24 protein-coding genes are annotated in these 23,609 nt (G+C 64.5%); 3 read left to right on the top strand and 21 right to left on the bottom strand.

Translation table 11 applies throughout. The features are described 5' to 3' along the window. Positions 1-7 precede the first annotated feature (7 nt). From PSOLE_RS05025 to PSOLE_RS05040, 4 genes are read right to left on the bottom strand one after another with little or no spacing between them, the layout of a single operon-like run. Positions 8-1,138, bottom strand: a complete 1,131-nt coding sequence (locus PSOLE_RS05025) for an aminomethyltransferase family protein (protein ID WP_003118347.1) — start codon at positions 1,136-1,138, stop codon at positions 8-10. A gap of 27 nt (positions 1,139-1,165) precedes the next feature. Next, a complete protein-coding gene (locus PSOLE_RS05030; protein WP_003118348.1) occupies positions 1,166-2,182 on the bottom strand; it encodes a heme-dependent oxidative N-demethylase family protein in 1,017 nt (338 codons plus the stop codon). Between the two features lie 16 nt (positions 2,183-2,198). Beyond that, positions 2,199-3,128, bottom strand: a complete 930-nt coding sequence (locus PSOLE_RS05035; protein ID WP_003118349.1) for a PDR/VanB family oxidoreductase — start codon at positions 3,126-3,128, stop codon at positions 2,199-2,201. Beyond that, positions 3,125-3,652, bottom strand: a complete 528-nt coding sequence (locus PSOLE_RS05040) for a dimethylamine monooxygenase subunit DmmA family protein (protein ID WP_012019486.1) — start codon at positions 3,650-3,652, stop codon at positions 3,125-3,127. The genes PSOLE_RS05035 and PSOLE_RS05040 overlap by 4 nt, the downstream gene beginning before the upstream one ends. Positions 3,653-3,844: 192 nt before the next feature. Between PSOLE_RS05040 and PSOLE_RS05045 the strand changes: the two genes are divergently transcribed. Further along, positions 3,845-4,510, top strand: a complete 666-nt coding sequence (locus PSOLE_RS05045) for a LuxR C-terminal-related transcriptional regulator (RefSeq protein ID WP_003118350.1) — start codon at positions 3,845-3,847, stop codon at positions 4,508-4,510. A gap of 206 nt (positions 4,511-4,716) precedes the next feature. On the opposite strand, the gene PSOLE_RS05050 is transcribed toward PSOLE_RS05045, so the two are convergent. The 6 genes from PSOLE_RS05050 to ribBA form a co-directional block, all read right to left on the bottom strand. Beyond that, on the bottom strand, positions 4,717-5,202 hold the full coding sequence (locus tag PSOLE_RS05050) for a flavin reductase family protein (protein ID WP_003118351.1): 486 nt from the start codon (positions 5,200-5,202) through the stop codon (positions 4,717-4,719). Between the two features lie 290 nt (positions 5,203-5,492). After that, positions 5,493-6,647: an ABC transporter ATP-binding protein gene (locus PSOLE_RS05055; RefSeq protein WP_003118352.1), complete on the bottom strand. Its 1,155-nt coding sequence runs from the start codon at positions 6,645-6,647 to the stop codon at positions 5,493-5,495. A gap of 17 nt (positions 6,648-6,664) precedes the next feature. Continuing rightward, positions 6,665-7,474, bottom strand: coding sequence for an ABC transporter permease (locus PSOLE_RS05060; RefSeq protein WP_012019485.1), 810 nt, complete (start codon positions 7,472-7,474; stop codon positions 6,665-6,667). A gap of 3 nt (positions 7,475-7,477) precedes the next feature. Next, positions 7,478-8,374: an ABC transporter permease gene (locus tag PSOLE_RS05065; RefSeq protein WP_003118354.1), complete on the bottom strand. Its 897-nt coding sequence runs from the start codon at positions 8,372-8,374 to the stop codon at positions 7,478-7,480. After that, positions 8,371-9,396: an ABC transporter substrate-binding protein gene (locus PSOLE_RS05070; protein ID WP_003118355.1), complete on the bottom strand. Its 1,026-nt coding sequence runs from the start codon at positions 9,394-9,396 to the stop codon at positions 8,371-8,373. Before PSOLE_RS05070 ends, PSOLE_RS05065 begins: the two co-directional genes overlap by 4 nt. Positions 9,397-9,763: 367 nt before the next feature. Then, on the bottom strand, positions 9,764-10,873 hold the full coding sequence (gene ribBA, locus PSOLE_RS05075; RefSeq protein WP_003118356.1) for a bifunctional 3,4-dihydroxy-2-butanone-4-phosphate synthase/GTP cyclohydrolase II: 1,110 nt from the start codon (positions 10,871-10,873) through the stop codon (positions 9,764-9,766). A gap of 80 nt (positions 10,874-10,953) precedes the next feature. On the opposite strand from ribBA, the gene PSOLE_RS05080 reads away from it, so the two are divergent. Beyond that, the gene (locus PSOLE_RS05080) at positions 10,954-11,241 is read left to right on the top strand and encodes a DUF1330 domain-containing protein (protein ID WP_003118357.1); all 288 of its coding nucleotides are present in this window, start codon (positions 10,954-10,956) and stop codon (positions 11,239-11,241) included. A gap of 135 nt (positions 11,242-11,376) precedes the next feature. Here the strand turns inward: PSOLE_RS05080 and PSOLE_RS05085 are convergent, their stop codons facing one another. The 8 genes from PSOLE_RS05085 to PSOLE_RS05120 form a co-directional block, all read right to left on the bottom strand. Next, positions 11,377-11,940, bottom strand: coding sequence for an NUDIX hydrolase (locus PSOLE_RS05085; RefSeq protein ID WP_003118358.1), 564 nt, complete (start codon positions 11,938-11,940; stop codon positions 11,377-11,379). 4 nt (positions 11,941-11,944) lie between these two features. Further along, entirely contained in the window at positions 11,945-12,697 is a 753-nt protein-coding gene (locus PSOLE_RS05090; protein ID WP_003118359.1) for a GntR family transcriptional regulator, read from the bottom strand. Positions 12,698-12,777: 80 nt separating this feature from the next. Next, positions 12,778-13,161 carry a carboxymuconolactone decarboxylase family protein gene (locus PSOLE_RS05095; protein WP_003118360.1) on the bottom strand — a complete coding sequence of 128 codons (384 nt, stop codon included), beginning with the start codon at positions 13,159-13,161 and terminating at the stop codon, positions 12,778-12,780. Positions 13,162-13,179: 18 nt separating this feature from the next. Then, a complete protein-coding gene (locus PSOLE_RS05100; protein ID WP_012019482.1) occupies positions 13,180-14,619 on the bottom strand; it encodes an NAD-dependent succinate-semialdehyde dehydrogenase in 1,440 nt (479 codons plus the stop codon). Between the two features lie 227 nt (positions 14,620-14,846). Next, positions 14,847-15,332 (bottom strand): flavin reductase family protein, encoded by a 486-nt coding sequence (locus tag PSOLE_RS05105; protein WP_003118363.1) that lies wholly within the window; start codon positions 15,330-15,332, stop codon positions 14,847-14,849. Positions 15,333-15,344: 12 nt separating this feature from the next. Further along, positions 15,345-16,826, bottom strand: coding sequence for an aldehyde dehydrogenase (locus PSOLE_RS05110; RefSeq protein WP_003118364.1), 1,482 nt, complete (start codon positions 16,824-16,826; stop codon positions 15,345-15,347). Next, positions 16,823-17,656, bottom strand: coding sequence for an alpha/beta fold hydrolase (locus PSOLE_RS05115; protein WP_003118365.1), 834 nt, complete (start codon positions 17,654-17,656; stop codon positions 16,823-16,825). Before PSOLE_RS05115 ends, PSOLE_RS05110 begins: the two co-directional genes overlap by 4 nt. Before the next feature lie 28 nt (positions 17,657-17,684). Beyond that, entirely contained in the window at positions 17,685-18,275 is a 591-nt protein-coding gene (locus tag PSOLE_RS05120; RefSeq protein ID WP_074856546.1) for an amino acid synthesis family protein, read from the bottom strand. A 365-nt stretch (positions 18,276-18,640) separates the two neighbouring features. Between PSOLE_RS05120 and PSOLE_RS05125 the strand changes: the two genes are divergently transcribed. Then, positions 18,641-20,221 (top strand): BCCT family transporter, encoded by a 1,581-nt coding sequence (locus PSOLE_RS05125; RefSeq protein ID WP_003118368.1) that lies wholly within the window; start codon positions 18,641-18,643, stop codon positions 20,219-20,221. A gap of 997 nt (positions 20,222-21,218) precedes the next feature. On the opposite strand, the gene PSOLE_RS05135 is transcribed toward PSOLE_RS05125, so the two are convergent. From PSOLE_RS05135 to PSOLE_RS05145, 3 genes are all read right to left on the bottom strand, one after another. Then, positions 21,219-21,431: a hypothetical protein gene (locus PSOLE_RS05135; RefSeq protein ID WP_003118370.1), complete on the bottom strand. Its 213-nt coding sequence runs from the start codon at positions 21,429-21,431 to the stop codon at positions 21,219-21,221. Continuing rightward, on the bottom strand, positions 21,428-22,066 hold the full coding sequence (gene parA, locus PSOLE_RS05140; protein ID WP_003118371.1) for a ParA family partition ATPase: 639 nt from the start codon (positions 22,064-22,066) through the stop codon (positions 21,428-21,430). Before parA ends, PSOLE_RS05135 begins: the two co-directional genes overlap by 4 nt. Before the next feature lie 990 nt (positions 22,067-23,056). Then, positions 23,057-23,569: an antirestriction protein ArdA gene (locus PSOLE_RS05145; RefSeq protein WP_023106006.1), complete on the bottom strand. Its 513-nt coding sequence runs from the start codon at positions 23,567-23,569 to the stop codon at positions 23,057-23,059. Positions 23,570-23,609 lie beyond the last annotated feature (40 nt).

Genomic DNA, 23,609 nt, shown 5'->3' on the forward strand with positions numbered 1-23,609 from the left:
CGTGCGCTCAGCCCTTGGCGGTGCGCTTCTTCTTCTCGGGGTCGTCGAACGGCAGACTGTGGGCGATGGCGGCGCAGTCGAGGCTGCCGCGCACCTGCAGGGGCACGCCCTGCTCGGCGATCTGCGGCTCGACACGGGCGATGGCCATGGAGCGTTCGGTCAGGCGCGAGTACATGGAGCAGGTGATGACGCCGACCTGACGGCCGTCGTGCCAGAGGGTGTCGCCGCCTTGGGCGGCCTGGTGGCCGTCGAGCAGCACACCGAAGATCTTGAAACGCTCCTGGCCCTTGAGCCGGTAGTGCTCGCCGGCGCCACGGAAGTCCTGCTTGCCGGGCGATACGGTGAAATCCAGGCCCAGTTCCCACAGGGTGTCGCCGGCCTTCTGATCGGCGAAGGGGTACATCTGCGAGTTGTCGTAGGGGAAGAACAGCAGGTAGCTCTCCACCCGTAGCCAGTCCAGGGCGGTGAATGCGCAGGGGATGATGCCGTAGCCCTTGCCCTGCTCCAGGATGGCGTCCCAGATCGCTGGGGCGTCGGCGGCCTTGCAGAAGATCTCGTAGCCGCGTTCGCCGGTGTAGCCGGTGCGCGAGATCATCACCGGGCGGTCGAACAGCTTGGTCTGCAGGTGGTGGAAGTAGGGCAGGTCGCGGATGCCCGGTACATGCTCGGCGAGAAAATCCACCGCGCGTGGGCCCTGCAGGGACAGGTCGTGCAGGTCGTCGTCGAACAGCACCGCCACCTGGCGGCCCTGCGCCGAGCGGATCAGCATCTCGTGGCCGGTGCCGGCGCCGTGCACCACCATGAAGGCGTTGGGGCCGGTACGGTAGACGATGCAGTCGTCGATGAACTTGCCGTCCTCATCGAGCAGGCAGGCATACACCGATTTGCCCGGATACAGCTTGCCGATGTCGCGGGTGGTGGCGTAGTCCAGCAGGCTTTCGGCGTGCGGGCCGACGTAGTGCACCTTCTTCAGCCCGGATACGTCCATCAGGCCGGCACGGGTGCGGATGGCTTCGTGGTGGTCGGCCAGGTCGCTGGCGTAGGTCCAGGCGGTGCCCATGCCGTTCCAGTCTTCGAGTTGCGAGCCGAGTGCCAGGTGACGTTCGCGCAGCGCGCTGATGCGCCATGAATTGGCCATGGTTGAATCCTCTTGTTGGGGGAGTGTTCAGGCTTCGGGATCGAACCGGCGTAGCCAGTCCACCAGCGTCTGGCGGTAACGGGTGATGCCCTTGTAGTCGGCGATGGGATCGGGCAGGTCGCGCATCACCCGGTGCAGGCGTTGGGCCCAGGCCGGATTGCTGACCAGTTCATCGAGGCTGATGAGGTAGGTGCGGATGCCGAACAGCAGCGCGTTGGAGCGCGGCAGGCGGGCCATCAGTTGCAACTCGACGCGCAGGTGCACCAGGCGGCCGACGTTGTCCGGCGTGACCTTGCCGCGATCGTTGCCCCATTCGTGGTAGGTCTCGGGCGAGGTGTCCAGGCGCGGGTTGATGGTCAGGGTCCAGTTCAGCCGGCGTACCGGCGCACCGACCTGGATGTTCAGCAAATACTTCAGCGCGCGGTCGAACACGCCCATCTGGTGCGCCATCGGCACCGGCGAATGCCACTGCTTGAAGCTCATGCCGGCGTCGAAGCGCAGCGACCAGTCGGCCGGGCAGGTGACCATGCCTGCGTCCATGAACAGGTCGCCGTCGCGCTGGTCGAGCACCGCGAAGTCGCCCTGCATCTGCCGGGTGATGTACTCCAGCGGCTCGCAGGGCAGGCTGGCCGGGTCGCCGAAAGTGAAGCGCTGGTCGATGCCCAGAGCCAGGTTCTGCCAGTGCCAGGCATCGCCTTGCCGCGTCAGGCGAAAGTGCTGTGGGTAATCGCGGGCCAGGTGCTCCATCAGCATGGCCAGGGTGTCCCAGGCGGCCTGGGCCATATGCGGCATCACCAGGCAACGGCCGGGGTCGAGTTCCAGCACGCGGGCGCGCTCGGCCATCTCGGACACGTAGTGCTCGTCCACGTCGAATTGATGTTCGAACACCGAGCCGGGATCGCGCGACACCGCCGGCTCCAGGTTGACCGAGTACATGTACTGGTCTTCCGGGAAGGGGAAAGGAAAACGGGCGATGGCGGCGGGGCTGTTGCGGAAGCTGAAGTCTTCCCGGTAGCTCTCCAGCGGTTTGAAGGTCAGGGTCATGGGTGGCGTCTCCGGGTCAGAGGTCGAGCAGGATCGGGCTGCCGCAGCCACGCGAGACGCAGGGCATCAGGCTGCTGGTGCGCTCGTTGGCGCTAAGAAAGTGGTCGCGGTGTTCCACGTCGCCTTTCAGCCAGGGCGTCTGGCACTGGCCGCAGACTCCGCCCCGGCAGAGGTTGGGCACCTCCACACCGGCAGCCTCCAGGGCTTCCAGTAGGCTTTCGTCCGCCGCCACTTCCAGTTGTTGGCCACTGCGCGCCAGCTCGACGCGGAACGGCTGGCCGGGCTCCGCCGCGGCAAAGGCTTCCCAGTGCACGCGGCGCGGGCTCCAGCCCTGGGCGGAGGCCTGTTCCTGAAGGTCCAGAAGGAGCGATTGCGGGCCACAGGCGTAGACGTGGGTACCCAGCGTGCGGCCCTGCAGCAGGCTGGCGAGGTCGAGGCGGCGCTGGCCGCTGAGGTATTCGTGCAGACGTGGACCGAGTTGCTGGCGCAGTTCATCGACATAGGCGTCGCTGCTGCCGGCGCGGTAGGCGTAGTGCAGTTCGAAGTCGGCGCCCCGGCGCAGGAGCTCCTGGCTGTAAGCGAGGAAGGGTGTGATGCCGATGCCGGCGGCCACCAGGATGTGCTTTTGTGCTTCACCGTGCAGCGGGAAGAGGTTGGCCGGTGGCGACAGGCGCAGGCGGTCGCCGACCTTCAGGTGCTGGTGCAGGTAGCGCGAACCGCCCCGCGAGGCGTCCTGCTGGCGCACGGCGATGCGGTACTGGCGGGTGTCGGCAGGGTCGCTCAGCAGCGAGTAGGCATTGCGCCGGCCGTTGGGCAGGTGCAGTTGCACGTGGCTGCCCGCCGAGAACCCCGGCAGTGTGCTGGCCAGTGCTTCGAAGCTGTATTCGCGGATCACCGGGGTGAGCTCACGGATGGCGGCGACGCGGACGTCGAGCAGGGTGCTCATGGCTGTACCCCCTGATACGGCTGGTCGGCATCGGCGCAGACCCCAAGGTAGGCCCCCAGGCGCTGCGAGAAGTGGCGGCGCACCTCCAGCATCACGCCGCACTGGGTGCAGGTCAGGTGCCCAGCGCTGGTGGCCGGCTGGCAGGTGGCGCAGTGCACGCAGAACACCAGGCGGGTGCCTTCCGGGCTGCTGCTCATGAAGATTTCGTCGGCCAGCAGGCCAGCGGCCCGCGCCAGGGCGTGCAGCGGCCAGACGAAGGCCTCGTCGCCGCGCAAATCCAGGCGCAGGCCGACGCGAGCGTCCTTCAGCGTCGTGCTGAGAACCAGCTGCAGGTCGGCGACGCTGGGAAAGTCCGGCAGGGCCAGATGGGTTATCCGGACCTTTCCCAGCTGCGCGGCGAGAGCGTCGCGCTCTTCCTGCCCGGCACCCTGGGTTACCAATAGGTGCTCGGACGCTGCTGGGCACGTCTGGCCGCTGGGATAGCGCGGCACGCTGAAGGGGTGGTTGGTTGCGGCGCTGCTCATGGCGGCCCTCTGGCTGTCTGGTTGGGCAGAGAATCGTCTGTTTCCTCGTGGGGAAGATAATTTCCTCTAGAGAATTAGCGCTCAATCCGCAGGAGGAGGTATGCCAAAAGGAGTAGTGCCCTTGCGCAGGCATGGAAGTTGCTGCCACAGGGAACCCGCCAACCCAGAGTCGCGTACCGGAGGAGGAGAGGAATGCACCACGCCAGCCTGGTATTGACCGCCGCGCCGCCGGTGCCGGCCTGGGAAGAGTTGACTGAGCGCGAAGGGCAGACCCTGGCGCTGATCGGCGCGGGCCTGAGCAACAAGCAGATCGCCCGTGAGCTGGGCATCAGCGACGGCACGGTGAAGATCTACGTGCGCAGCCTGCTGCGCAAATTCCGCCTCAGCTCCAGGCTGGAGCTGGCCACCCGGCTGCACCGCCGCGGCGCTTCCTGGCGCATGAGCGACGAAGCGGCTTTGCCCCCCGAGGGTGCAGACGAGGGCGTGACTGCACCGATTGCGCCCGCCGCAGGCCTGCTCGACGAACTGCCGGGGCTGATCTACCGCGGTGACAACGACCGCACCTGGTTTATGGAATACGTCAGCGCCGGCTGCCTGCCCCTGACCGGCTACCCCGCCGAGTACCTCACGCGCAGCCCTCAGCACAGCTTCGGTTCGCTGATCCTCGACGAGTACGCCGACTACATCTGGTATTGCGTGCAGTGCGCGCTGCTCAAGCGCGAGCCCTATCAGCTCAGCTACCGCATCCGTTGCGCCGACGGGCGGATCAAGAACGTCTGGGAGACGGGAGTGGGTATCTATTCCAGTACCGGCGAGGTGTTGGGGATCGAGGGGGCGATCTTCGAGCGCCACGACTGATTGGGCTGGGGCAGGGAGCGAGATTCTTGCGCGTCCCCGTTTCTGTGTGGGGGCTCTGCCCGACAGTAACCGGTTGGCAAGCTAGCAGGCGTTTGAAAAACGACCTGAGTTGCCAGCGCATACGTTTTCAACGGCCTGCTAGACGGCAAGCTGGTCATAAAAAGCCCCCGGCTAAGGGGGCAAGACAAGCACACAACAAATAGAGATCAGGCGAAGGCCGGCAGGGCGCCCATCTTGCCGCGGCAGTAGATCATCGGTTCGACGCGCTGCTGCGGCACGATCAGGTTCTGCACCGCACCCACCAGGATCGCGTGATCGCCACCTTCGTATTCGCGCCACAACTCGCACTCGATGATGGCGGTGGCGTTGCCTAGCAGTGGGTTGCCCAGCTCGCTCAGCGTCCATTCGATACCGTGGGCCTTGTCCTTGCCCTTCTTGGCGAAGGCATAGGCTTCGCCCTGCTGCGCTGCCGACAGCAGGTGGATGGCGAAGCGCTTGTTCTTGATCAGCACCGGGTAGGAGTCGGAGCTGTAGTTCGGGCAGAACAGCACCAGGGCCGGGTCGATGGACAGGGAGCTGAAGGCGCTGGCCGTCAGGCCGACGATCTGGCCATCGTCGTCCAGCGTGGTGATCACGGTGACGCCGGACGGAAAGGAGCCCATGACGAGTTTGTAGGTATTTGCATCGATCATTTCGAGTACCTGCTTGGCGTATCGGCTGCGACCAGCAGCGCTTTAGTGTCTGATGGTATACCATAATATTGTTCGTGCAAGCGCTATTTGCGGGTGCTCGCGGCTCGCCCAATGCACGGCGTCTGGCGGCCTGGCCTCGTGGGGTGACGCGGGGCCGCCCGGGTTGCACGCACCCAGCGAAGTGGCGAACAGCTGGTGCTCCCGGCGCACCCTACGCTCGTATTCGACGGCGACAGGCAAAGAAAACCCCCGCCCTGCGCAGCAGGGCGGGGGCAAAGGGGGAGTTTGCCTCAGTGCGCGCCGGCGGCCTTGCTCAGGTCGCTTTCCTGCCACTGGTTGTAGACGCAGGCATCGTCCGCGGCCCAGCGCACCAGAACCGGGGCGCCGGTTTGCAGGGGCGGGGTGCTGCCGGACAGCTCCTTCAGGGTCAGCTGGGTGCCGCCGGGGGTGGTCACGCTGCAGGTCAGGCTTTCGCCGAGGAACACGGTTTCCGCGACCCGCGCCTGGATCTCGTTCCAGCCGGCCGGCCGCGGCATGCTCCCGGCCTGCTGCGGGGTCAGCACCTGGGCTTTCTCCGGGCGCACCATCAGCAGCAGTTCCTGGCCCTCGGCGATGCCCACGGTGGGGCGAACGATCAGGGTCTGGCCCTCGAAACTGGCCGCCGCGTGGCCCTGGGCCTTGATCTTGAGAAAGTTGGAGTTGCCGAGGAAAGAGGCGACGAAGGCGTTCGGCGGGTTCTGGTACAGGTCGTAGCCGCTGCCCAGGCCAACGATCCGGCCGTGGCTGAAGATGGCGATGCGCTGCGACAGGCGCATGGCTTCTTCCTGGTCATGGGTCACATAGACGATGGTGATGCCGAGGCGACGGTGCAGGTGGCGCAACTCGTCCTGCAGGTCCTCGCGCAGTTTCTTGTCGAGGGCGCCGAGCGGCTCGTCCATCAGCAGGATGCGCGGCTCGTAGACCAGGGCGCGGGCGATCGCCACGCGCTGTTGCTGGCCGCCGGAGAGCTGGGCCGGGCGCCGGTGGGCGAACTGCTCCAGTTGCACCAGCTTGAGCATGGCCTCGACCTGGCGCTCGCGCTCGCCGCGCGCCTGCTTGCGAATGTCCAGGGGGAAGCCGATGTTGTCGCGCACGTTCAGGTGCGGGAACAGCGAGTAGCGCTGGAACACCATGCCGATGTCGCGCTTGTGCGGCGGTACCTTCACCAGGGATTTACCGTCGACCAGGATCTCCCCGCTGCTGGGCGTCTCGAAGCCGGCCAGCATCGACAGGGTAGTGCTCTTGCCCGAGCCACTGGAGCCGAGGAAGGTGAGGAACTCGCCCTCCTGGATGTCGAGGGAAATATCGTCCACGGCGACGAAGTCGCCATAGTGCTTGTTCAGGTTGCGCAGGCTGACCAGCGGTAGCGGTGCCTGGCTGCGGCTGTCTTGGATTACGGCACTCATGGGGCTTTCCTCATGGCTCAGGCGCTGGGTTCGTTGCGCCGACGCAAGGCGGCGGCGATCAGCATGATCAGGATCGACAGGGCGATCAGCAGGGTCGAGGCTACTGCGATTACCGGCGTCAGGTCCTGGCGCAGGGTGGTCCACATCTTCACCGGCAGGGTCTGCAGGCTCGGGCTGGCCATCATCACGCTCAGCACCACCTCGTCCCATGACACCAGGAAGGCGAACAGCGCGCCGGCCACCATGCCGGGGCGGATGGCCGGGAAGGTCACCTTGATCACCGCCTGCAGGCGCGAGGCGCCGCAGATCACGGCGGCGTCCTCGATCGACTGGTCGAACAGTTTCAGCGAGTTGATGATGGAAATGATGGTGAAGGGCAGGGCCACTATCACGTGGCTGACCACGAAGGCGAACAGCGTGCCGGTGTAGCCCAGCTTGAGGAACAGGGCGTAGATGGCAACGGCGATGATCACCAGCGGCACGATCATCGGCAGGGTGAACAGGGCGTAGAGCAACTCCCGACCGGGGAACCTGCCGCGCACCAGGGCGAAGGCGCTGGGCAGGCCGAGGGCCACGGCGCAAAGGGTGGTCAGCAGCGCGACCTTGAGGCTGGTATAGGCCGACTCCATCCACTCCACGTTGGCGAAAAACTGCTCGTACCATTTCAGCGTCCAGCCCGGCGGCGGGAACACCAGCCACTGCGACGAGCCGAACGACAGCAGCACGATGAACACGATCGGCAGCAGCAGGAAGGCGGCGATGGCCCCCGTGGTGAGGTAGAGGCCGACGCGCAGGCGCGGCCCCATGGCGTTGGGTGAAAGCAGCATGGCTTACCTCGCTGTACTGGAAGCCACCGGCGATTCCGGTTGCAGCTTCAGATAGGCGTAGAACAGCAGCAGGGTGATGGCGATCAGCAGCGCGGCGGCGGCACTGGCCAGGCCCCAGTTGAGGAAGGACTGCACCTGCTGGACGATGAACTCCGGCAGCATCATGTTCTGCGCGCCACCGAGCAGGGCCGGGGTGACGTAGTAACCGAGCGACATGACGAACACCATCAGGCCGCCGGAGAACAGCCCAGGCCGACACAGCGGCAGGAACACCCGGAAGAAGTTGCGCCAGGGGCTGGCGCCACAGATCGAGCCGGCCTGCAGCACCATGGGGTCGATGGCGCTCATGGTGGCCTGCAGCGGCAGCACGATGAAGGGGATCATGATGTAGCTCATACCGATCACCACGCCGGTCAGGTTGTGCACCATCTCCAGCGGCTGGTCGATCAGGCCCATGGCCATCAGCGCCTTGTTGATCACCCCGGAGGCCTGCAGCAGCACCAGCCAGGAGTAGGTGCGTGCCAGCAGGCTGGTCCACATCGACAGCAGCACGATGCTCAGCAGCCAGCGACCCCAGCCGCGTGGTGCCAGGGTGATCGCCCAGGCCAGCGGGAAGCCCAGCAGCAGGCTGATCAGGGTGACCAGGCCGGCGACGGCGAAGGTATTGAACAGCACGCGGGCATAGGCCGAGTTGGCGAACAGGGTTTCGTAGTTGCCCAGACCCGGCTCCGGTTCCAGCACCCCGCGCAGCAGCAGGCCGATCAGCGGGGCGAGGAAGAACAGGCTGAGAAACAGCAGGGCGGGCAGCAGCGGGAGCGAACCTTTCCAGCGAGCCAGGCGCGCCGAGCGGGGAGTGCCGCCGGCGGGTGACTGGGTCAACTGCACGGCGGCGATCTTCATTTCAGCAGCCACTCATTCCAGCGGGCGGCAATGGTGTTGCCATGCTCGGCCCAGTAGGCGAAGTCCAGGGTAACCTGGTCGGCGGCGTGAGCCGTGGGCAGGCTGGGCGCCAAGTCGGCTTCCAGGTGCGGGACGGAATCCAGATTCACCGGTGCATAGGCGGTCAGGTTGGCGAACTCGGCCTGGCCCTCGGCACTGCTGGCGGCAGCGAGGAATTTCATCGCGGCATCCTTGTTCTTGGCGCCCTTGGGGATGACCAGAAAATCGGCCATCACCAGGTTCTGCTTCCAGCTTACGCCTACCGATGCGCCTTCCTGTTCCAGTGCATGAATGCGGCCGTTCCAGAATTGGCCGAGGCTGGCCTCGCCGGAGGCCAGCAGCTGTTGCGACTGGGCGCCGCCGCCCCACCAGACGATGTCCTTCTTGATGCTGTCGAGTTTCTTGAAGGCGCGATCCAGATCGAGCGGATACAGCTGCTCGGGCGTTACGCCGTCGGCCAGCAGGGCCAGTTCCAGCACGCCGGGGCTCGGCCATTTGTAGAGGGCGCGCTTGCCCGGGTAGGTGGCGGTGTCGAACAGAGCGCTCCAGTCCTGCGGCTGCTTGCCGCCCAGACGACGCTCGTTGTAGCCGAGCACGAAGGAGAAGAAGAAAGAGCCGACGCCGTGGTCGGAAACGAAGCGCGGATCGATGCGCTCGCGGTCGATGACGTTGAAGTCGAGCGGCTCCAGCAAGCCTTCGCGGGCAGCGCGCAGGGCGAAGTCGGCTTCCACGTCGACCACATCCCACTGCACGTTGCCGCTTTCGACCATGGCCTTGAGCTTGCCGTAGTCGGTGGGCCCATCCTGCAGCACGCGAATGCCGGTGGCTTCACTGAAGGGCGCGGCCCAGGCCTGTTTCTGCGCTTCCTGGGTGGTGCCGCCCCAGCTGACGAAGCTGAGGTTATCGGCTGCGGTGGCCGTGCCTGCGGTTATGGCCATCAGTGCGGTGGCGATTACCGCGGTAGCTGTTTTCTTGAACACCATCTTGCTTGCCCTCGTTGTTGTGTTTGTACGCAAGCGGGCTTTTGCGATGCCCGCTTTTCAGGGAGCAGTGGCCCACCAGGGGCTTTAACAGTGGCCTTACCGATGCTGTTGTTGGTGCTTTCCCATGACTGGGGGCAGTGGTAATAATTACGGCCTACGGGATGTCATATTATGGTATTCCAAAAGTTGTGCAAGACCTAATCGATGGCATTTTTCGCGGTGAGTGCAGGGGACTGCCGGGCGGCTGCGTAGGTGGCCACCAGGCGCTTCGGTAAGTGTTTGAAATAGAAAAACAAGTGCGCCTGAGCACGATCTGGCGAGGCTGCTGGAGGATGGCACCGGAGCGGCGCCATCCGTCAGCTCGTGGTCATCCCTGGAAGGGGATGCTTTCCACAACTTCCAGGTCATAGCCCGTCAGGCCGGCATATTTGAGCGGCGGGCCGAGGTGGCGCAGCTTGCCCACACCCAGGTCCTGGAGGATCTGCGCGCCGGTGCCCACTTCGGAGTAGATGCGCGACTGCGAACGGCTGAACTGCCGACGTGCTTGGGTCAGTTGCGGTACGCGCTCGAGCAGCGCCTGCGACGATTCGTTGTTGGCCAGCACCACGACAACCCCGTGGCCGGCCTCGGCCACCTTCTGCAGGGCCGCCCACAGCGTCCAGTTCTGCGGGCCGTTGTACTCGGCACCAACCAGGTCGCGCAGCGGGTCGATCACATGCACGCGCACCAGGGTGGCCTCGTCGCGGCGGATGTCGCCCATCACCATGGCCATATGCACGCCGCCTTCGATGCGGTCCTCGTAGGTCACCAGGCGAAAGGTGCCATGCACCGTGGGCAGTTCGCGTTCGCCGATGCGGCTGACGGTGTGCTCGGTGCTCAGGCGGTAATGGATGAGGTCGGCGATGGTGCCGATCTTGATGCCGTGCTTCTCGGCGAAGGTTTCCAGATCGGGACGGCGGGCCATGCTGCCGTCTTCGTTCATCACCTCGACTATCACCGCCGCCGGGCTCAGCCCGGCCAGGCGCGCCAGGTCGCAGCCGGCCTCGGTGTGGCCGGCGCGGGTCAGCACGCCGCCCTCACGGGCGCGCAGGGGGAAGATATGGCCCGGCTGGACCAGGTCGTCCGCGCAGGCTTCGGGCGCCACGGCGGTGAGCACGGTGAGGCAGCGGTCGGCGGCGGAGATACCGGTGGTCACCCCCTGCGCCGCCTCGATGGAGACGGTGAAGGCGGTGGCGAAGGCGCTGCCGTTGGCCGGCACCATCTGCTCCAGACCCAGGCGCTGGCAGTGTTCGTCGGTCAGGGTCAGGCAGATCAGGCCGCGCGCCTCGCGCGCCATGAAGTTGATCGCTTCAGGCGTGCATTTCTCGGCCGCCAGCAGCAGATCGCCTTCGTTCTCGCGATCCTCGTCGTCGACCAGCAGCACCATCTTGCCTTGGCGGAAGTCTTCGATGATTTCTTCGATGGGGTTGAATGGCATGTCGGGGTCCCGGGTGTGGATGTCGGTGAGCTTTAATGGTATACCATAATACCGTATTAACCGAAGCCTGGACGACCACCATGAAGGCCTACTGGATTGCCCACGTCGATGTCACCGACCCTGCTCGATACGCCGAATACACCAGCCGTGCCCCTGCGGTGTTCGCCCACTTCGGTGGTCGACTGCTGGCCCGCGGCGGTCGCAGCGAAGCGCTGGAGGGCAGAGCCACGCCGCAGCGCAGTGTGGTGATCGAGTTCGAGTCCTATGAACAGGCGCTGGCCTGCTACCGCTCTGCGCAATACCAGGCGGCCTGCGCCCATCGCGTGGGCGCTGCGCAGGCTGAAGTAATCATAGTCGAGGGCATCTAGGCCGGCCTCGGCCTAACCGCAGCCCGGATGCAATCCGGACAAGCGTGCCCCGGATTGCATCCGGGCTACCAAGGTGAACCGGCTCGTAGGGTGCGCCGTGCGCACCGAGGCAGATACGCGACGCGGTTTGGCGCCTTAGCGGATAAAGTGCACTCTGCCGCAGTCGTCGTTACCCATGTAGATGCCGTAGACGCCCGCCTGGCGTTCTTCGATATAGCGCTCGAGAATCTGCCGGATGGCCGGGTAGTAGATGCTCTCCCAGGGGATTTCCTCGGGTGCGAAGAAGCGGTAGGCAAGGGTTTCCGGGCCGTGCTGGCCGCTGATCTGCAGGACGGTGGCGCGGAAGATGATGTACACCTCGCTGATCTTCGGCACGCTGAAGATGGAGTAGGGCGAGACGATCTCGGCGCGGATGCCGCTTTCCTCCCAGACTTCGCGCAGGGCGGCCTGTTCGGTGGTTTCGCCGTTTTCCATGAAGCCGGCCGGCAGCGTCCAGGTGCCCGGCCGCGGCGGGATGGCGCGCTGGCACAGCAGGTACTTGCCGTCCTGCTCGATGATGCAGCCGGCGATGACCTTGGGATTTTCGTAGTGGATGTAGCCGCAGGCCGCGCAGATCAGCCGTTCGTGGGTGTCCCCGACCGGCTGCCGGCGGCTGAGGCCGGCGTCGCCGCATTGCGGACAGAAGCGCGGGCTGGGCATGGCGTCAACGTCCTATGCGCGGCTCGTTGAGCGCGATGGGGGGGACGAAGTCGCGAACCTCGCCCGGCTCGTCCTGCTTGGACTTGAGGTAGTCCAGCGCCACCTTGGCTGCGGCGCGCACGTGGTCCACCGAGGCCTGGTGCGCCGCCAGCGGGTCGCCACTCTTGATCGCCTCGACGATGCGCTCCATTTCCTGGTTGCTGCTGCCACGGCGGTTGCTCTGCGACACCGAGGTGGCGCGCAGGTAGCTGATGCGGGCCTGCAGTTGGCGCAGCTGGGTCGCCGCGATCTGGTTACCGGAGCCTTCGAGCAGTACGTCGTAGAAACCCTGCACGGAATCGAGCACCTGCTGCAATTCGCCGCTTGCCAGCACCTTGCGGTTCTCCTCCAGCGCCTTTTCCAGGGCGCGGATGTCCTTGGGCTTGGCATTGAGGGTGAACAGCTGGACGATCAGCCCTTCGAGCACGCAACGCAGCTCGTAGATGTCGCGTGCGTCTTCCAGGGTGATGATGGCCACGCGCGGACCTTTGGCGCCGGCGAACTCCACCAGTCCTTCGGACTCCAGGTGACGCAGTGCTTCGCGCACCGAGGTGCGGCTGACGCCCAGGCGGTCGCACAGGTCGCGTTCCACCAGCCGATCGCCAGGCAGCAGTTGAAAGTTCATGATGGCGCCGCGCAACTTGTCGAGCACGATTTCGCGCAGGGTGACGGGGTTGCGATTAACCTTGAAGCTATCGTCGAGTGGCAGGCGTTTCATGGGTTCCGCTCTTTTGAGGCTATCCGTAGAAAAACAACGAAGGAGCACCCGAGGGCGCTCCTTCAACAGTTTCACCGGCCCTACTGCTCCGCCTCAGCTTCAGCGAAAGCTTCGCGAGCGATGCGGAAGCTGTCCACTGCTGCAGGTACGCCGCAATAGATGCCGACCTGCAACAAGATCTCGCGGATCTGCTCACGGCTCAGGCCATTGCGCAGGGCGCCGCGAATGTGCAGCTTTAGCTCATGAGGGCGATTGAGGGCCGAAATCATCGCCAAGTTTATCATGCTGCGCTCTTTCAGCGATAAACCCTCGCGCCCCCACACGTGGCCCCAGCAATACTCGGTGACCAGCTCCTGAAGCGGCCGGTTGAAGTCATCGGCGTTCTCGATGGATTTGTTGACGTAGGCCTCGCCCAGCACCTGGGTGCGAATGGCCAGGCCCTTGTCGTATTTCTCGTTGCTCATGTGCTTGTCCTTCTGTGGTTACAGGCCACCCATGAGGGTGTACTTGATCTCCAGATAGTCTTCGATACCGTATTTAGAGCCTTCACGGCCCAGGCCCGATGACTTGACGCCGCCGAAGGGGGCCACCTCGGTGGATATCAGCCCCTCGTTGATGCCGACCATGCCATATTCCAGCGACTCGCTCATGCGCCAGGCGCGGCCCAGATCCTTGGTATAGCAGTAGGCGGCCAGGCCGTACTCGGTGTCATTGGCTAGGTGCACGGCCTCGGCTTCGTCGGTGAAGCGGAACACCGCGGCCAGGGGGCCGAAGGTTTCCTCGCGTGCCACCTTCATCTCAGCCGTTACATCGGCCAGCACCGTCGGCAGGAAGAAACCGTGGCCCAGCGGATGGCGCTCACCACCGGCGATCAGGCGTGCGCCTTTGGCCAGCGCGTCCTGCACATGGTCGGCGACTTTCTCCACCGCGCGCTGGTTGATCAGCGGGCCGAGCTTGACGCCCTCGGCGAAGCCATCGCCCACCGCCAGTTCGGCGACCCGTTCGGCCAGCCGCGCGACGAAGGCGTCGTGAATGCCGTCCTGCACCAGGAAGCGGTTGACGCACACGCAGGTCTGTCCGGCGTTGCGGTACTTGGCGATCAGCGCGCCTTCCACGGCCTTTTCCAGATCGGCGTCGTCGAAGACGATGAACGGCGCGTTACCGCCCAGCTCCAGCGAAACCTTCTTCAGGGTATTGGCAGACTGCGCCATCAGCAGCTTGCCGATCGGCGTCGAGCCGGTGAAGGAGAGCTTGCGCACCAGCGCGCTGCTGGTCAGCTCGCCGCCGATGGCCACGGCGTCGCCAGTGACCACATTGAGCACGCCGGCGGGAATGCCGGCTTGTTCGGCGAGGACCATCAGGGCCAGCGCGCTGAAGGGGGTTTCCGGTGCTGGCTTGATGATGCAGGTGCAGCCGGCGGCCAGGGCCGGGCCGACCTTGCGAGTGATCATCGCCGCCGGGAAGTTCCACGGTGTGATCGCAGCGACCACGCCGATCGGCTCCTTGCTGACGACGATGCGTGCATCGCCCTTGTGGCTCGGGATGGTGTCGCCGTAGACGCGTTTGGCTTCCTCGGCGAACCATTCGATGAAACTGGCGGCGTAAAGGATCTCGCCCTTGGCCTCGGCCAGTGGCTTGCCTTGCTCGAGGGTAAGAATGCGCGCCAGTTCGTCGGTGTGATCGAGAATCAGCGCATGCCAGCGCTTGAGCAGGTTGCTGCGTTCCTTGGCGGTCAGTGCCCGCCAGGCCGGCCAGGCGCCATTGGCCGCAGTGATGGCCTGACGTGCCTCTGCCGCGCCCATGTGCGGCACGCTGCCGATCTGCTGGCCGTTGGCTGGGTTGAAGATGGCCTGGGTCGCGCCGTCCCGGGCATCGAGCCAGTGCCCGTCGATATAGGCCTGTTGGCGCAGCAAAGCATTCATGGCGGCTCCCTTGAAAGGTGCGGGCAGCGAGCGCGGCGGCTCGCTGCGACGAATAAACGGGGCTCTGTACGAGTTAGCTGTCGAACGCCCTGTAGGAGCGGATTTATCCGCGAAAATCGCGGCTGAAGCCGCTCCTACAGCAGCTAGATCGGCGCAGCGACAGCCAAATACGACATGGCCCAACAAGACCGCGACCGAGGGTGAGTGGGCGCGGTCGTAAGCGGGTATCAGGCGATGGAGGGCAGGGCGCCGAGCTTGCCGCGGTGGTAAACCATGGGCGTCACCTCCTGCTCGGGCAGGATCAGGTTCTGCACCGCACCGACGATGATGGCGTGATCGCCACCGTCGTACTCGCGCCACAGTTCGCACTCGATGATAGCGGTCGCCTTGCTCAGCAGCGGGTTGCCAAGTTCGCTCAGCGTCCATTCGATACCCTGTGCCTTGTCCTTGCCCTTGCCGGCGAAAGCGTAGGCTTCGGCCTGCTGGTCGGCGCATAGCAGGTGGATGGCGAAGCGCTTGCTGTCGCGCAGGATCGGGTAGGTGTCAGAGGCGTAGTTAGGGCAGAACAGCACCAGCGCCGGGTCGATCGACAGGGCGCTGAAGGCGCTGGCGGTGATGCCGACGATGCCGCCTTCGCTGTCCAGGGTGGTCACCACGGTGACGCCGGACGGGAAGGAGCCCATCACTTCTTTATAAATGCCGGGTTCGATCATTTTAGGAATCTCCTAGCGCATCACGAAAGGGTCGGGCATGGGCGCCTGCGAGAGGTTGATCCACACCGTCTTGAGCTCGGTGTAGGCCAGCACCGAATCGATGCCGCTCTCGCGGCCATAGCCGCTATTGTGGAAGCCGCCGATCGGCGCCATGGCAGATACCGCGCGGTAGGTGTTGATCCATATGATCCCGGAGCGCACATCGCGCGCCATGCGGTGGGCGCGGCCGAGGTCGCGAGTCCAGATGCCGGCGGCGAGACCGAACTGCGAGTCGTTGGCCATGGCCAACGCCTCAGCCTCGTCCTTGAAGCGGATCACCGAGGCCACCGGGCCGAACACTTCTTCCTGCATGATCTTCATCGAGTGACGGTCACACTCGAACAGGGTCGGTTCGTAGTACCAACCCTTGGCGTCGATTTCGGGACGCTTGCCGCCCATGCGCAGGCGGGCGCCTTCAGCCTGGGCTTCGGCGACCAGACCTTCGACCACTGCGAGCTGCTGGGCGGTGGCCATGGGGCCCATCTCGCTGGCGTCGTCCTGCGGGTTGCCGATGCGGATGCGCTTGGCGCGTTCGATCAGACGCTCGACGAACTCGTCGTAAATCTCGTCCTGGACCAGCAGGCGTGAGCCCGCTACGCAGCTCTGTCCGGAGGCGGCATAGATGCCGGCCACGGCGCCGTTGATGGCGCTGTCCAGATCGGCGTCGGCGAAGATGATGTTGGGCGATTTGCCGCCCAGTTCCAGCGACAGCTTGGCGAAGTTCTCCGCGCTGCTGCGCACCACGTGACGGGCAGTGGCGGCACCGCCGGTGAAGGCGATCTTGCGTACCAGCGGATGACGGGTCAGCGCCGCGCCGGTGCTCGGGCCGAAGCCGGTGACCACATTAACCACACCTGCCGGGAAGCCAGCCTCCAGTGCCAGGCGCGCCAGCTCGAGGATGGTCGCCGAGGCATGCTCGGAGGGCTTCAGGACGATGGTGTTACCGGCCGCCAGGGCTGGTGCCAGCTTGATCGCGGTCAGGTACAGCGGGCTGTTCCAGGGGATGATGCCTGCCACCACGCCGATCGGCTCGTGCACCGTGTAGCCGAACATTTCCGGCTTGTCGAGGGGCAGGGTGCCGCCTTCGAGCTTGTCGGCCAGGCCCGCGGTGTAGTGAAAGAACTCTGGTAGGTAGCCGACCTGTCCGCGGGTCTCGCGGATCAGCTTGCCGTTATCGCGGCTTTCCAGCTGGGCCAGGTGCTCCTTGTTCTCGGCGATCAGATCACCCAGGCGGCGCAGCAGCTTGCCGCGCGCGGTGGCCGACAGGCTGCGCCAGGCCGTGCTTTCGAAGGCATGCTGTGCGGCCTGCACGGCGCGCTCGACGTCCTGTTCGTCGGCATCCGGCAGTTCGGCCCAGGGTTCGGCCAGAGCCGGGTTGAGGCTCTGAAAGGTCTTGCCGGAGAGCGCATCGACCCATTGGCCGTCGATGCACATCTGGAAGCGGGCGAGTGTCATGCGACTATCCCCTTTGCTTGGTTGCGCAGGTTCTGGGCCTGCTCGAGGAAGTTAAGGAGAACCTGATTGACCAGGCGCGGCGACTCCACGGGCATCATGTGGCGCTGTTCGGGCAGAACCGCGACCTGGGCGCCGGGAATGCGCTCGGCCAGCTGCCTGGCCATGTCCGGGGTGGAGCCCGGGTCCAGTTCACCAGTGGCGATCAGGGTCGGCACGCAAATGCTGCCCAGATCTTCGGCGCGATACATGTCTTGGGTCGCGAACAGCTCGTAGGTGGTCAGATAGCCCTGCGGGTCGTTGCCTGCTAGCGTCTGTCGGATAGCTGCGATCTGCGCCGGGTTAGCCGCCTGGTATTCGCGACTGAACCAGCGCGACAGGGCTTGCTCTGCGTTGGCATCCGGGCCGTGTTCGGCCGCCTGGCGAGTGCGTTCGATTACCCCGGCGCGCTGGTCGCTGCTGCGGTTGAACACACTGTTGAGTACTACCAGGCCATCGATTTGCTGCGGGTGGTGCAGAGCGAAAGCTCGCGCTACCAAGCCGCCCATGGAGAAGCCGATGACGGTGGCATGGTCGATCTGCAGGTGTTCGAGCAGCTCGCGCAACTGCTCGGCATAGCCGGGCAGGCCCGTGCCCGGCTGCGGGCGCGGGCTGGCGCCGTGGCCGAGCATGTCGTAGGCGATGACCTGGAAATGAGGTGCCAGACCGACGATCTGACCACCCCACATTTCCTTGTTCAGGCCGACCCCGTGGATCAGCACCACAGGATGTCCTTGGCCGGTGGCCAGGTAGCTGGTGCCGGCCGGGGTGGATTTAGCGGTGAGCCGAATCATGGAGAGCTCCTGCACGGGCCTTGAGGGATCACTGCGCCTGTTCTGCGGCCAGTTCTTCCAGGTCGATGTAGCGGTTGCCGATGCGCGGGTGCAGGCGGCCACCGTTGGCAGCTCCGAGCACGACCACGATTTCGTCGGCGCGCGGCGCATCCTCTATCTGCATTTCCAGGGTGATGTAGTGCGAGCGCAGGCCCTCGTCGTCTTTGTGCATCATCGGAATCTGGATCGAGGTGCCCGGGCCGCCGCGCTTGTTGGTGAAGCTCAGGTAGCTCTTGGCATCGACCGCCTGGCGGTAATGGTTGCCAAAGCGCAGGGTGTGGATCACCGCTGACGCATGCTCGATCTCGCCATCGGCGCCGACCACAGCGGCCTTGCCGTAGGCTTCGATATTAGCCGCGCCGCCGATGGCTGCTGTCAGGCGCTCGACCATCATGGCGCCCAGCTCGGAGCAGTTGGCCTTGATTTCGGGCTTGAGGTCTTCGACGAAACCGCGGCCGAGCCAGGGGTTCTTGATCACTACGGCGAGGCCGACCATGGTCACCGGCTTGTCGGTGACCTTGCCGCCTTCAATCAGGGTTTCCTCGATATAGCTGACGATCTTGCGGATCTCGAAACTCATGGATGTGCTCCTGTGTGCTGTGGGTTCGGATGCTGTCTGGCATCGATAAGTTCGTATCATGGTATACCATAATACGAGATGCGCAAGTCAAGCTTTGTCGTGTTCCTACAGCGCCCGTCGGACAAGGCTTCTGGCACAAAGACCATTAATCGGGGACTTTCCAATAAGGCGTTGAAAATGCTGATTGGTTGATGGTATACCGTAATACATCGCAAGGTTTGGCATGTATCCGGGTAGCGCAATCCTTGCCTGCAATCAGTCACACGCATTAGAAAGTGAGTGGTTCCAGGCAGGGTTATCCATCGGTCAGCCGAGCCGGCACTTGCGACGCCCCATTGGTTCACAACAAAAACAAGGAGACGCCTGTGAGCGAACGTCCCAAGAACCACCTCGAACGCGTGTTCGCAGGTGTCAATCCGACCATGGCGATCGCCTCGATCACCATGGTCCTCGCCTTCGTGCTGTTCACTGTGACCAACGCCGAGCTGGCCAACGGTATCTATACCGCTACCAAGTCCTGGATCGAGGGCTCACTGGGCTGGTACTACGTAGCCGTCGTTAGTTCGGTGCTGTTCTTTACCGTCTGGGTCGGTTTCAGCCGATTTGGCACTTTGCGCCTGGGCAAGGACGATGAGCGCCCCGAGTTCAGCAACTTCTCCTGGTTCGCCATGCTGTTCAGCGCCGCAGTTGGCACCGGCCTACTGTTCTGGAGTATCGCCGAGCCGCTGATGCACATGCAGGGCAACCCCTACATGGACATGGCCGGGGTCGCGGCTGGCAGCGCTGAGGCCGCGCAGATCGCCCTGCGCATCACCATGTTCCACTGGGGCCTGCACGGCTGGTGCATCTATATCGTGGTCGGCCTGGTGCTGGCCTATTTCACCTATCGCCGCGGCCTGCCGCTGACCATCCGCTCGGCGCTGTATCCGCTGCTGGGCGAGCGGATCCACGGTCCGATCGGCCATGCGGTGGACTTGCTGGCGATCTTCAGCACCCTGTTCGGCACCGCCACCACCCTGGGCCTGGGCGTTTCGCAGATGAACGCCGGGCTGAGCTACATGTTCGGCTGGGAAATCTCCACTACCAACCAATTGCTGCTGATTGCCGGCACCTCGGTGGTGGCGACCTTCTCCGCTGTCTCTGGCGTGCGCCGCGGCATCCTCTGGCTCAGCGAGTGGAATATCCGCCTGAGCAGCATTCTGTTCCTGTTCCTGCTGCTGGCCGGGCCGACCGTGTTCCTGCTGGGCTTGTATGCCACCAGCATCGGCGACTACCTGGCTCACTTCATTCCCATGGGGCTGTGGACCGACTCCGATCCGGAGCGCCAGTGGCAGGGCTGGTGGACGATCTTCTACTGGGGCTGGTGGCTGTCCTGGGGCCCGTTCGTCGGCATGTTCATCGCCCGTATCTCCCGTGGTCGCACCGTGCGCCAGGTGGTGGTGGGCGGGATGCTGGCTTCCACCCTCGGCGCCTTCCTGTGGATCGTGATCATGGGCGGCACCGGCGTCTACCTGCAGCTCAATGGTGTCGACCTGGCGAGCGTGGCCAACAGCGACCTGACCATGGTGCTTTACAAGACCATCGAAGGTCTGGGCGTGGAGTGGGCCATCCTGCCCATGGCCGGCCTGGCGACGCTGATGATCGTCAGCTGGTTCGTCACCTCGGCAGACTCGGCGACGCTGGTGATCTGCACCATCCTTTCCCAGGGCGACCACAACCCGCCGCAGCGCTACCGCATCATCTGGGGCCTGGGCCTCGGCGCCCTGGCCGGCGTGCTGTTGTTGGCCGGCGGCCTGCAGGGCCTGCAGGCGGCGACCATCGCGGCGGCTCTGCCGTTCTCCCTGGTGCTGCTGCTGATCTGCTACTGCCTGGTCAAGGCGCTGCATCAGGAGGAAAGTGCACTGCAGCGCACTGCCGAACCGAGGGTGGGCGCTCGCGTCTCTTGATGCTACTCACAGAGCCGAGGCACTGGGTTAACCCCGGTGCCTTGTGCTTTATCTATTGACTCGCAGGAATGACTCACTCGTTACCTGAGCGCCCTGATTTAGATAGGGTCTCCCCCGCTATATCGATGTCTGTTCCAAGCTGATCGCAATGAGGAGTGCTAGGCACGCGCCGAGGCCAGCGCTGCTGGGTGTTTGCGTTATGCACAGCACGCCGATGCATGCATTGGGTGCCGTCTCCAACCCTCGTGCAGACTGCTTTCCGGGCCAACGAAGTGCCGCCCCCTTTTATCTTGCCCTCCGCTTATTCCCTGCTTTTGTGCGCCTGAGCAGGGTAAACAGGCATGGTGATGTTAAGGATCTCGCCGCCGCTGTGCGGTAGCCGAGGGCAGAGGTAACCGCAGGTCCGCAGTGCTTGAATGCGCAGGCTGAGCACACGCTATCGACATCTAGATCGACGCGATAACCGACAGCTCATCGACATGAGTCTGATCACAAGAGCTGCGCCCGAGCGCTCACCGCGCCGACAGACACCTGACCGACGTAGCGACTGTTGAATCACTTCGGGTTTGTGCTGCTGAGCAGGAGCCGTTCCTCTCCAACTAGGCGCCGGCAGCTGTGCCAGGCTGGCAACGCGCGACCCTGTCGATCTCTGCGCAAGAGCCTGGCAACAAGGACGCCATTGATGCGCTCCCGTCTGACTATCTTGCATGCACACGTGCTGCGGTCCCATCGCCGCCACTGTTTTCGACAGCGGTGCGTTCGCCTGCAGGTGGCCGTGCTACGCAGCCACTGCATTGCCTCTGGCGGTAGGTGAACTAGCATCAGATCGCCGGCGCCAGTGAGTTGGCCGGCGAAGTGCGATACCTGCCGGTAGGCATGCTGTCGGACGTGTTGTAGATCAGCCGTGGTGGCGACGTTGCGAGCGCTGCCTAACTCAACATGAATATGCTGCCTGCGAGTAGTGTCAGCGGTCGCCATGCCTGATGAGTCCCCGGCGTCATGACGTGGCCTGCTGCTTCAGCACCTCGCGCAGCATTTCCGCCATGGTCACGCCGCGCTCGAAGGCCGTCAGCTTGATGCGCGTATGCAGCGACGATGTCACGTTCAGCGTCAGCCGAGCGCTGTCGAGGGCTGCGCCCTGGCGTATCCAGGCTTCGGCCTGCGGATCGGCCAACGGGCGTGCACCGATCCCGATACGCTTGCCGCTCATGACGACCACCTCAGCAACTCGTCGACCAGGCTGCTGACCTCGCGCGCGGCGGCGCTGTCCGGTGCCAGTTCGCGGGCAAGGCGACCGGCCGCCACGCTCTCGGCGAAGACGATACGCTGGCGTACTTCCGCCTGCAGTGCCGGCAGCGGTTGATCGGCCAACGCGCCGCGCGCTTCACGGCCGATTACCGTGGTACTGACGCGGCGGTTGATGGCGAACGCCGCGCGCAGCGTGGGCCTGAACACCTGCGCCTCGCGGATCAGGTTGACCATCTCCGCGCTGGCCCACAGGTCGTAGGGGCTGGGCTGCACCGGGATCAACACGCGATCCGCTGCCAGCAACGCCGAGCGGGCGAGGGCGGCGATGCGCGGTGGCCCGTCGATGATCACGTGATCGGCGCGACGAGCGAGCTCCGGGGCTTCCTGGTGCAGCGTCTCGCGCGCCAGGCCGACGGCGCTGAACAGCCTGGGCAAGCCCTGCTGGCTGCGCCGCTGCGCCCAGTCCAGCGCCGAGCCCTGTGGGTCGGCATCGAGCAGGATGACGTTCTTTCCACGCAGGGCCAGTTCACCGGCGATATGGGTGGCAAGGGTGGTTTTTCCTACCCCGCCTTTCTGGTTGAGCAGGGCGACGATCATGGCCGGTTCTCCCCAGCCAGACTGCCCCGATCAGCACCTGTCCACATACAAGCGCTGCCCCAATAACAAGTTAGAGCTTTTAAGTTAGCTAAGTTAAGGGAGGCTGGAAGCCGCGCCAGCCATGGCCTGTAGAGGCGTTTGTGCGCCTGAAGGCACGTGCGCCGCGCTCCTGATAGCACGGGCCGGCGTGCGCCTGAAAGCACGTCGGGATTCACAGCTTTTCCCAAAGTTATCCCCGTGCCGTTGACGGCACGCGCCGGAGATCCGGTCGCCTGGGTGCTAGCGCTGCGATGTTTCAGCGGTTTCCGAGGCAGGAGAGGGCGTCGCTCCGAAGCTGGGCGCGGGCGGCTCCAGATAATCTCGCCGAGGAGATGCGTTGCGATTTGCGGCGCATCGTCCTCGTGCTGGAGTTAGCGCCGATGGTTGCCCTCCGGGCCTGTGCGCGTTTGCCGGAAACGGGTCAGGAGCGCGTTGAGGCGCTTCAGGTGACTTGGGAAAGGGCCGCAGGTGGGGTAAGCGGCTGGAGCGTTCTAAGGGGCTCTGGAGGCGTTTCTGGCCGCTGTCGTTGAGCGTGGCTCAAGGGTGAACAGACGGGCCTAACTGGTAGACCCTGGCCTGTTCGTGTGCGAGCTCGCGTCTCGCAGTCTCGCCCAACGGGCGGCACGTGGCGTGAGTGGCTGCAGTCTCCGAAGGTGCGGTTCTACGGCTTTCTGCAAAACCGGAAAACCGCATCGGCGGATTTCAGTAAATCCGTAAAAGCGTAAATCCGCTTCCCCACCAAGCCGTAAATCCGTGGATACGGATCGACGGATTTGGGTAAAACCGTAAGACCGTAACGGTCTCAATCAACTGGCGGCACAACGTGGTTGTTCCAGGCTGATCGCCGGGGGCGCGCACCCGTGCATCAGCCTTGCGGGTGGGGCGCGCGGGTGGCCGGCAGGACAGGGGCGTAAAAACAAGGCACCGGGTCGCCCCGGTGCCTCCGCTGGGTTAGCGATTCCAGAACACGTGCACCTGCTCGAAGCCGGTCTCCAGGGTGAATAGGTCGCCGCTGTACTCCATGTCGCGGGCCATGGCGCGGTAGTCGATGTACATGGCCAGGTGCTGCGGAATGCTGGTGGTTTCCTCGGTCAGCTCCTGGGCGTAGTCGGCCAGCGAGCTGTAACAGCCACAGTAGTCTTCCTCGGCCGCCTTGCGCGCTTGCTCCAGGTCGTTGAAGTGAGAGAGCAGGGCGCCGCCAAACTCGGGGTACTCCTCGATGAAACACGCAATCTCATGGGCGTTTTCGAGACCCTCATATTCGCCGAGGCGGTAGCCGTCGAAGCCCTCGAAGTCATGGATGGCGTACTCCTCCGCCCCCTCGACCGGCGAGGCCGCCAGCATGGCGTCGACCTGCGCCTGGATATCGTTCAGCTCCAGGGTGGCATCGATCCAGATTCCATTTAGATGACCGGCGTTATAGGCGGCCAGGTCGGCAACGTAGATCCTGATTTCTTCGCTCATGGCTTTCGCTCCTTCGTCTTCAGGGTTCTGCGCTTGCGCT

The sequence above is a fragment of the Pseudomonas oleovorans subsp. oleovorans genome (genome assembly GCF_002197815.1).
Taxonomy (GTDB): Bacteria; Pseudomonadota; Gammaproteobacteria; order Pseudomonadales; family Pseudomonadaceae; genus Aquipseudomonas; species Aquipseudomonas oleovorans.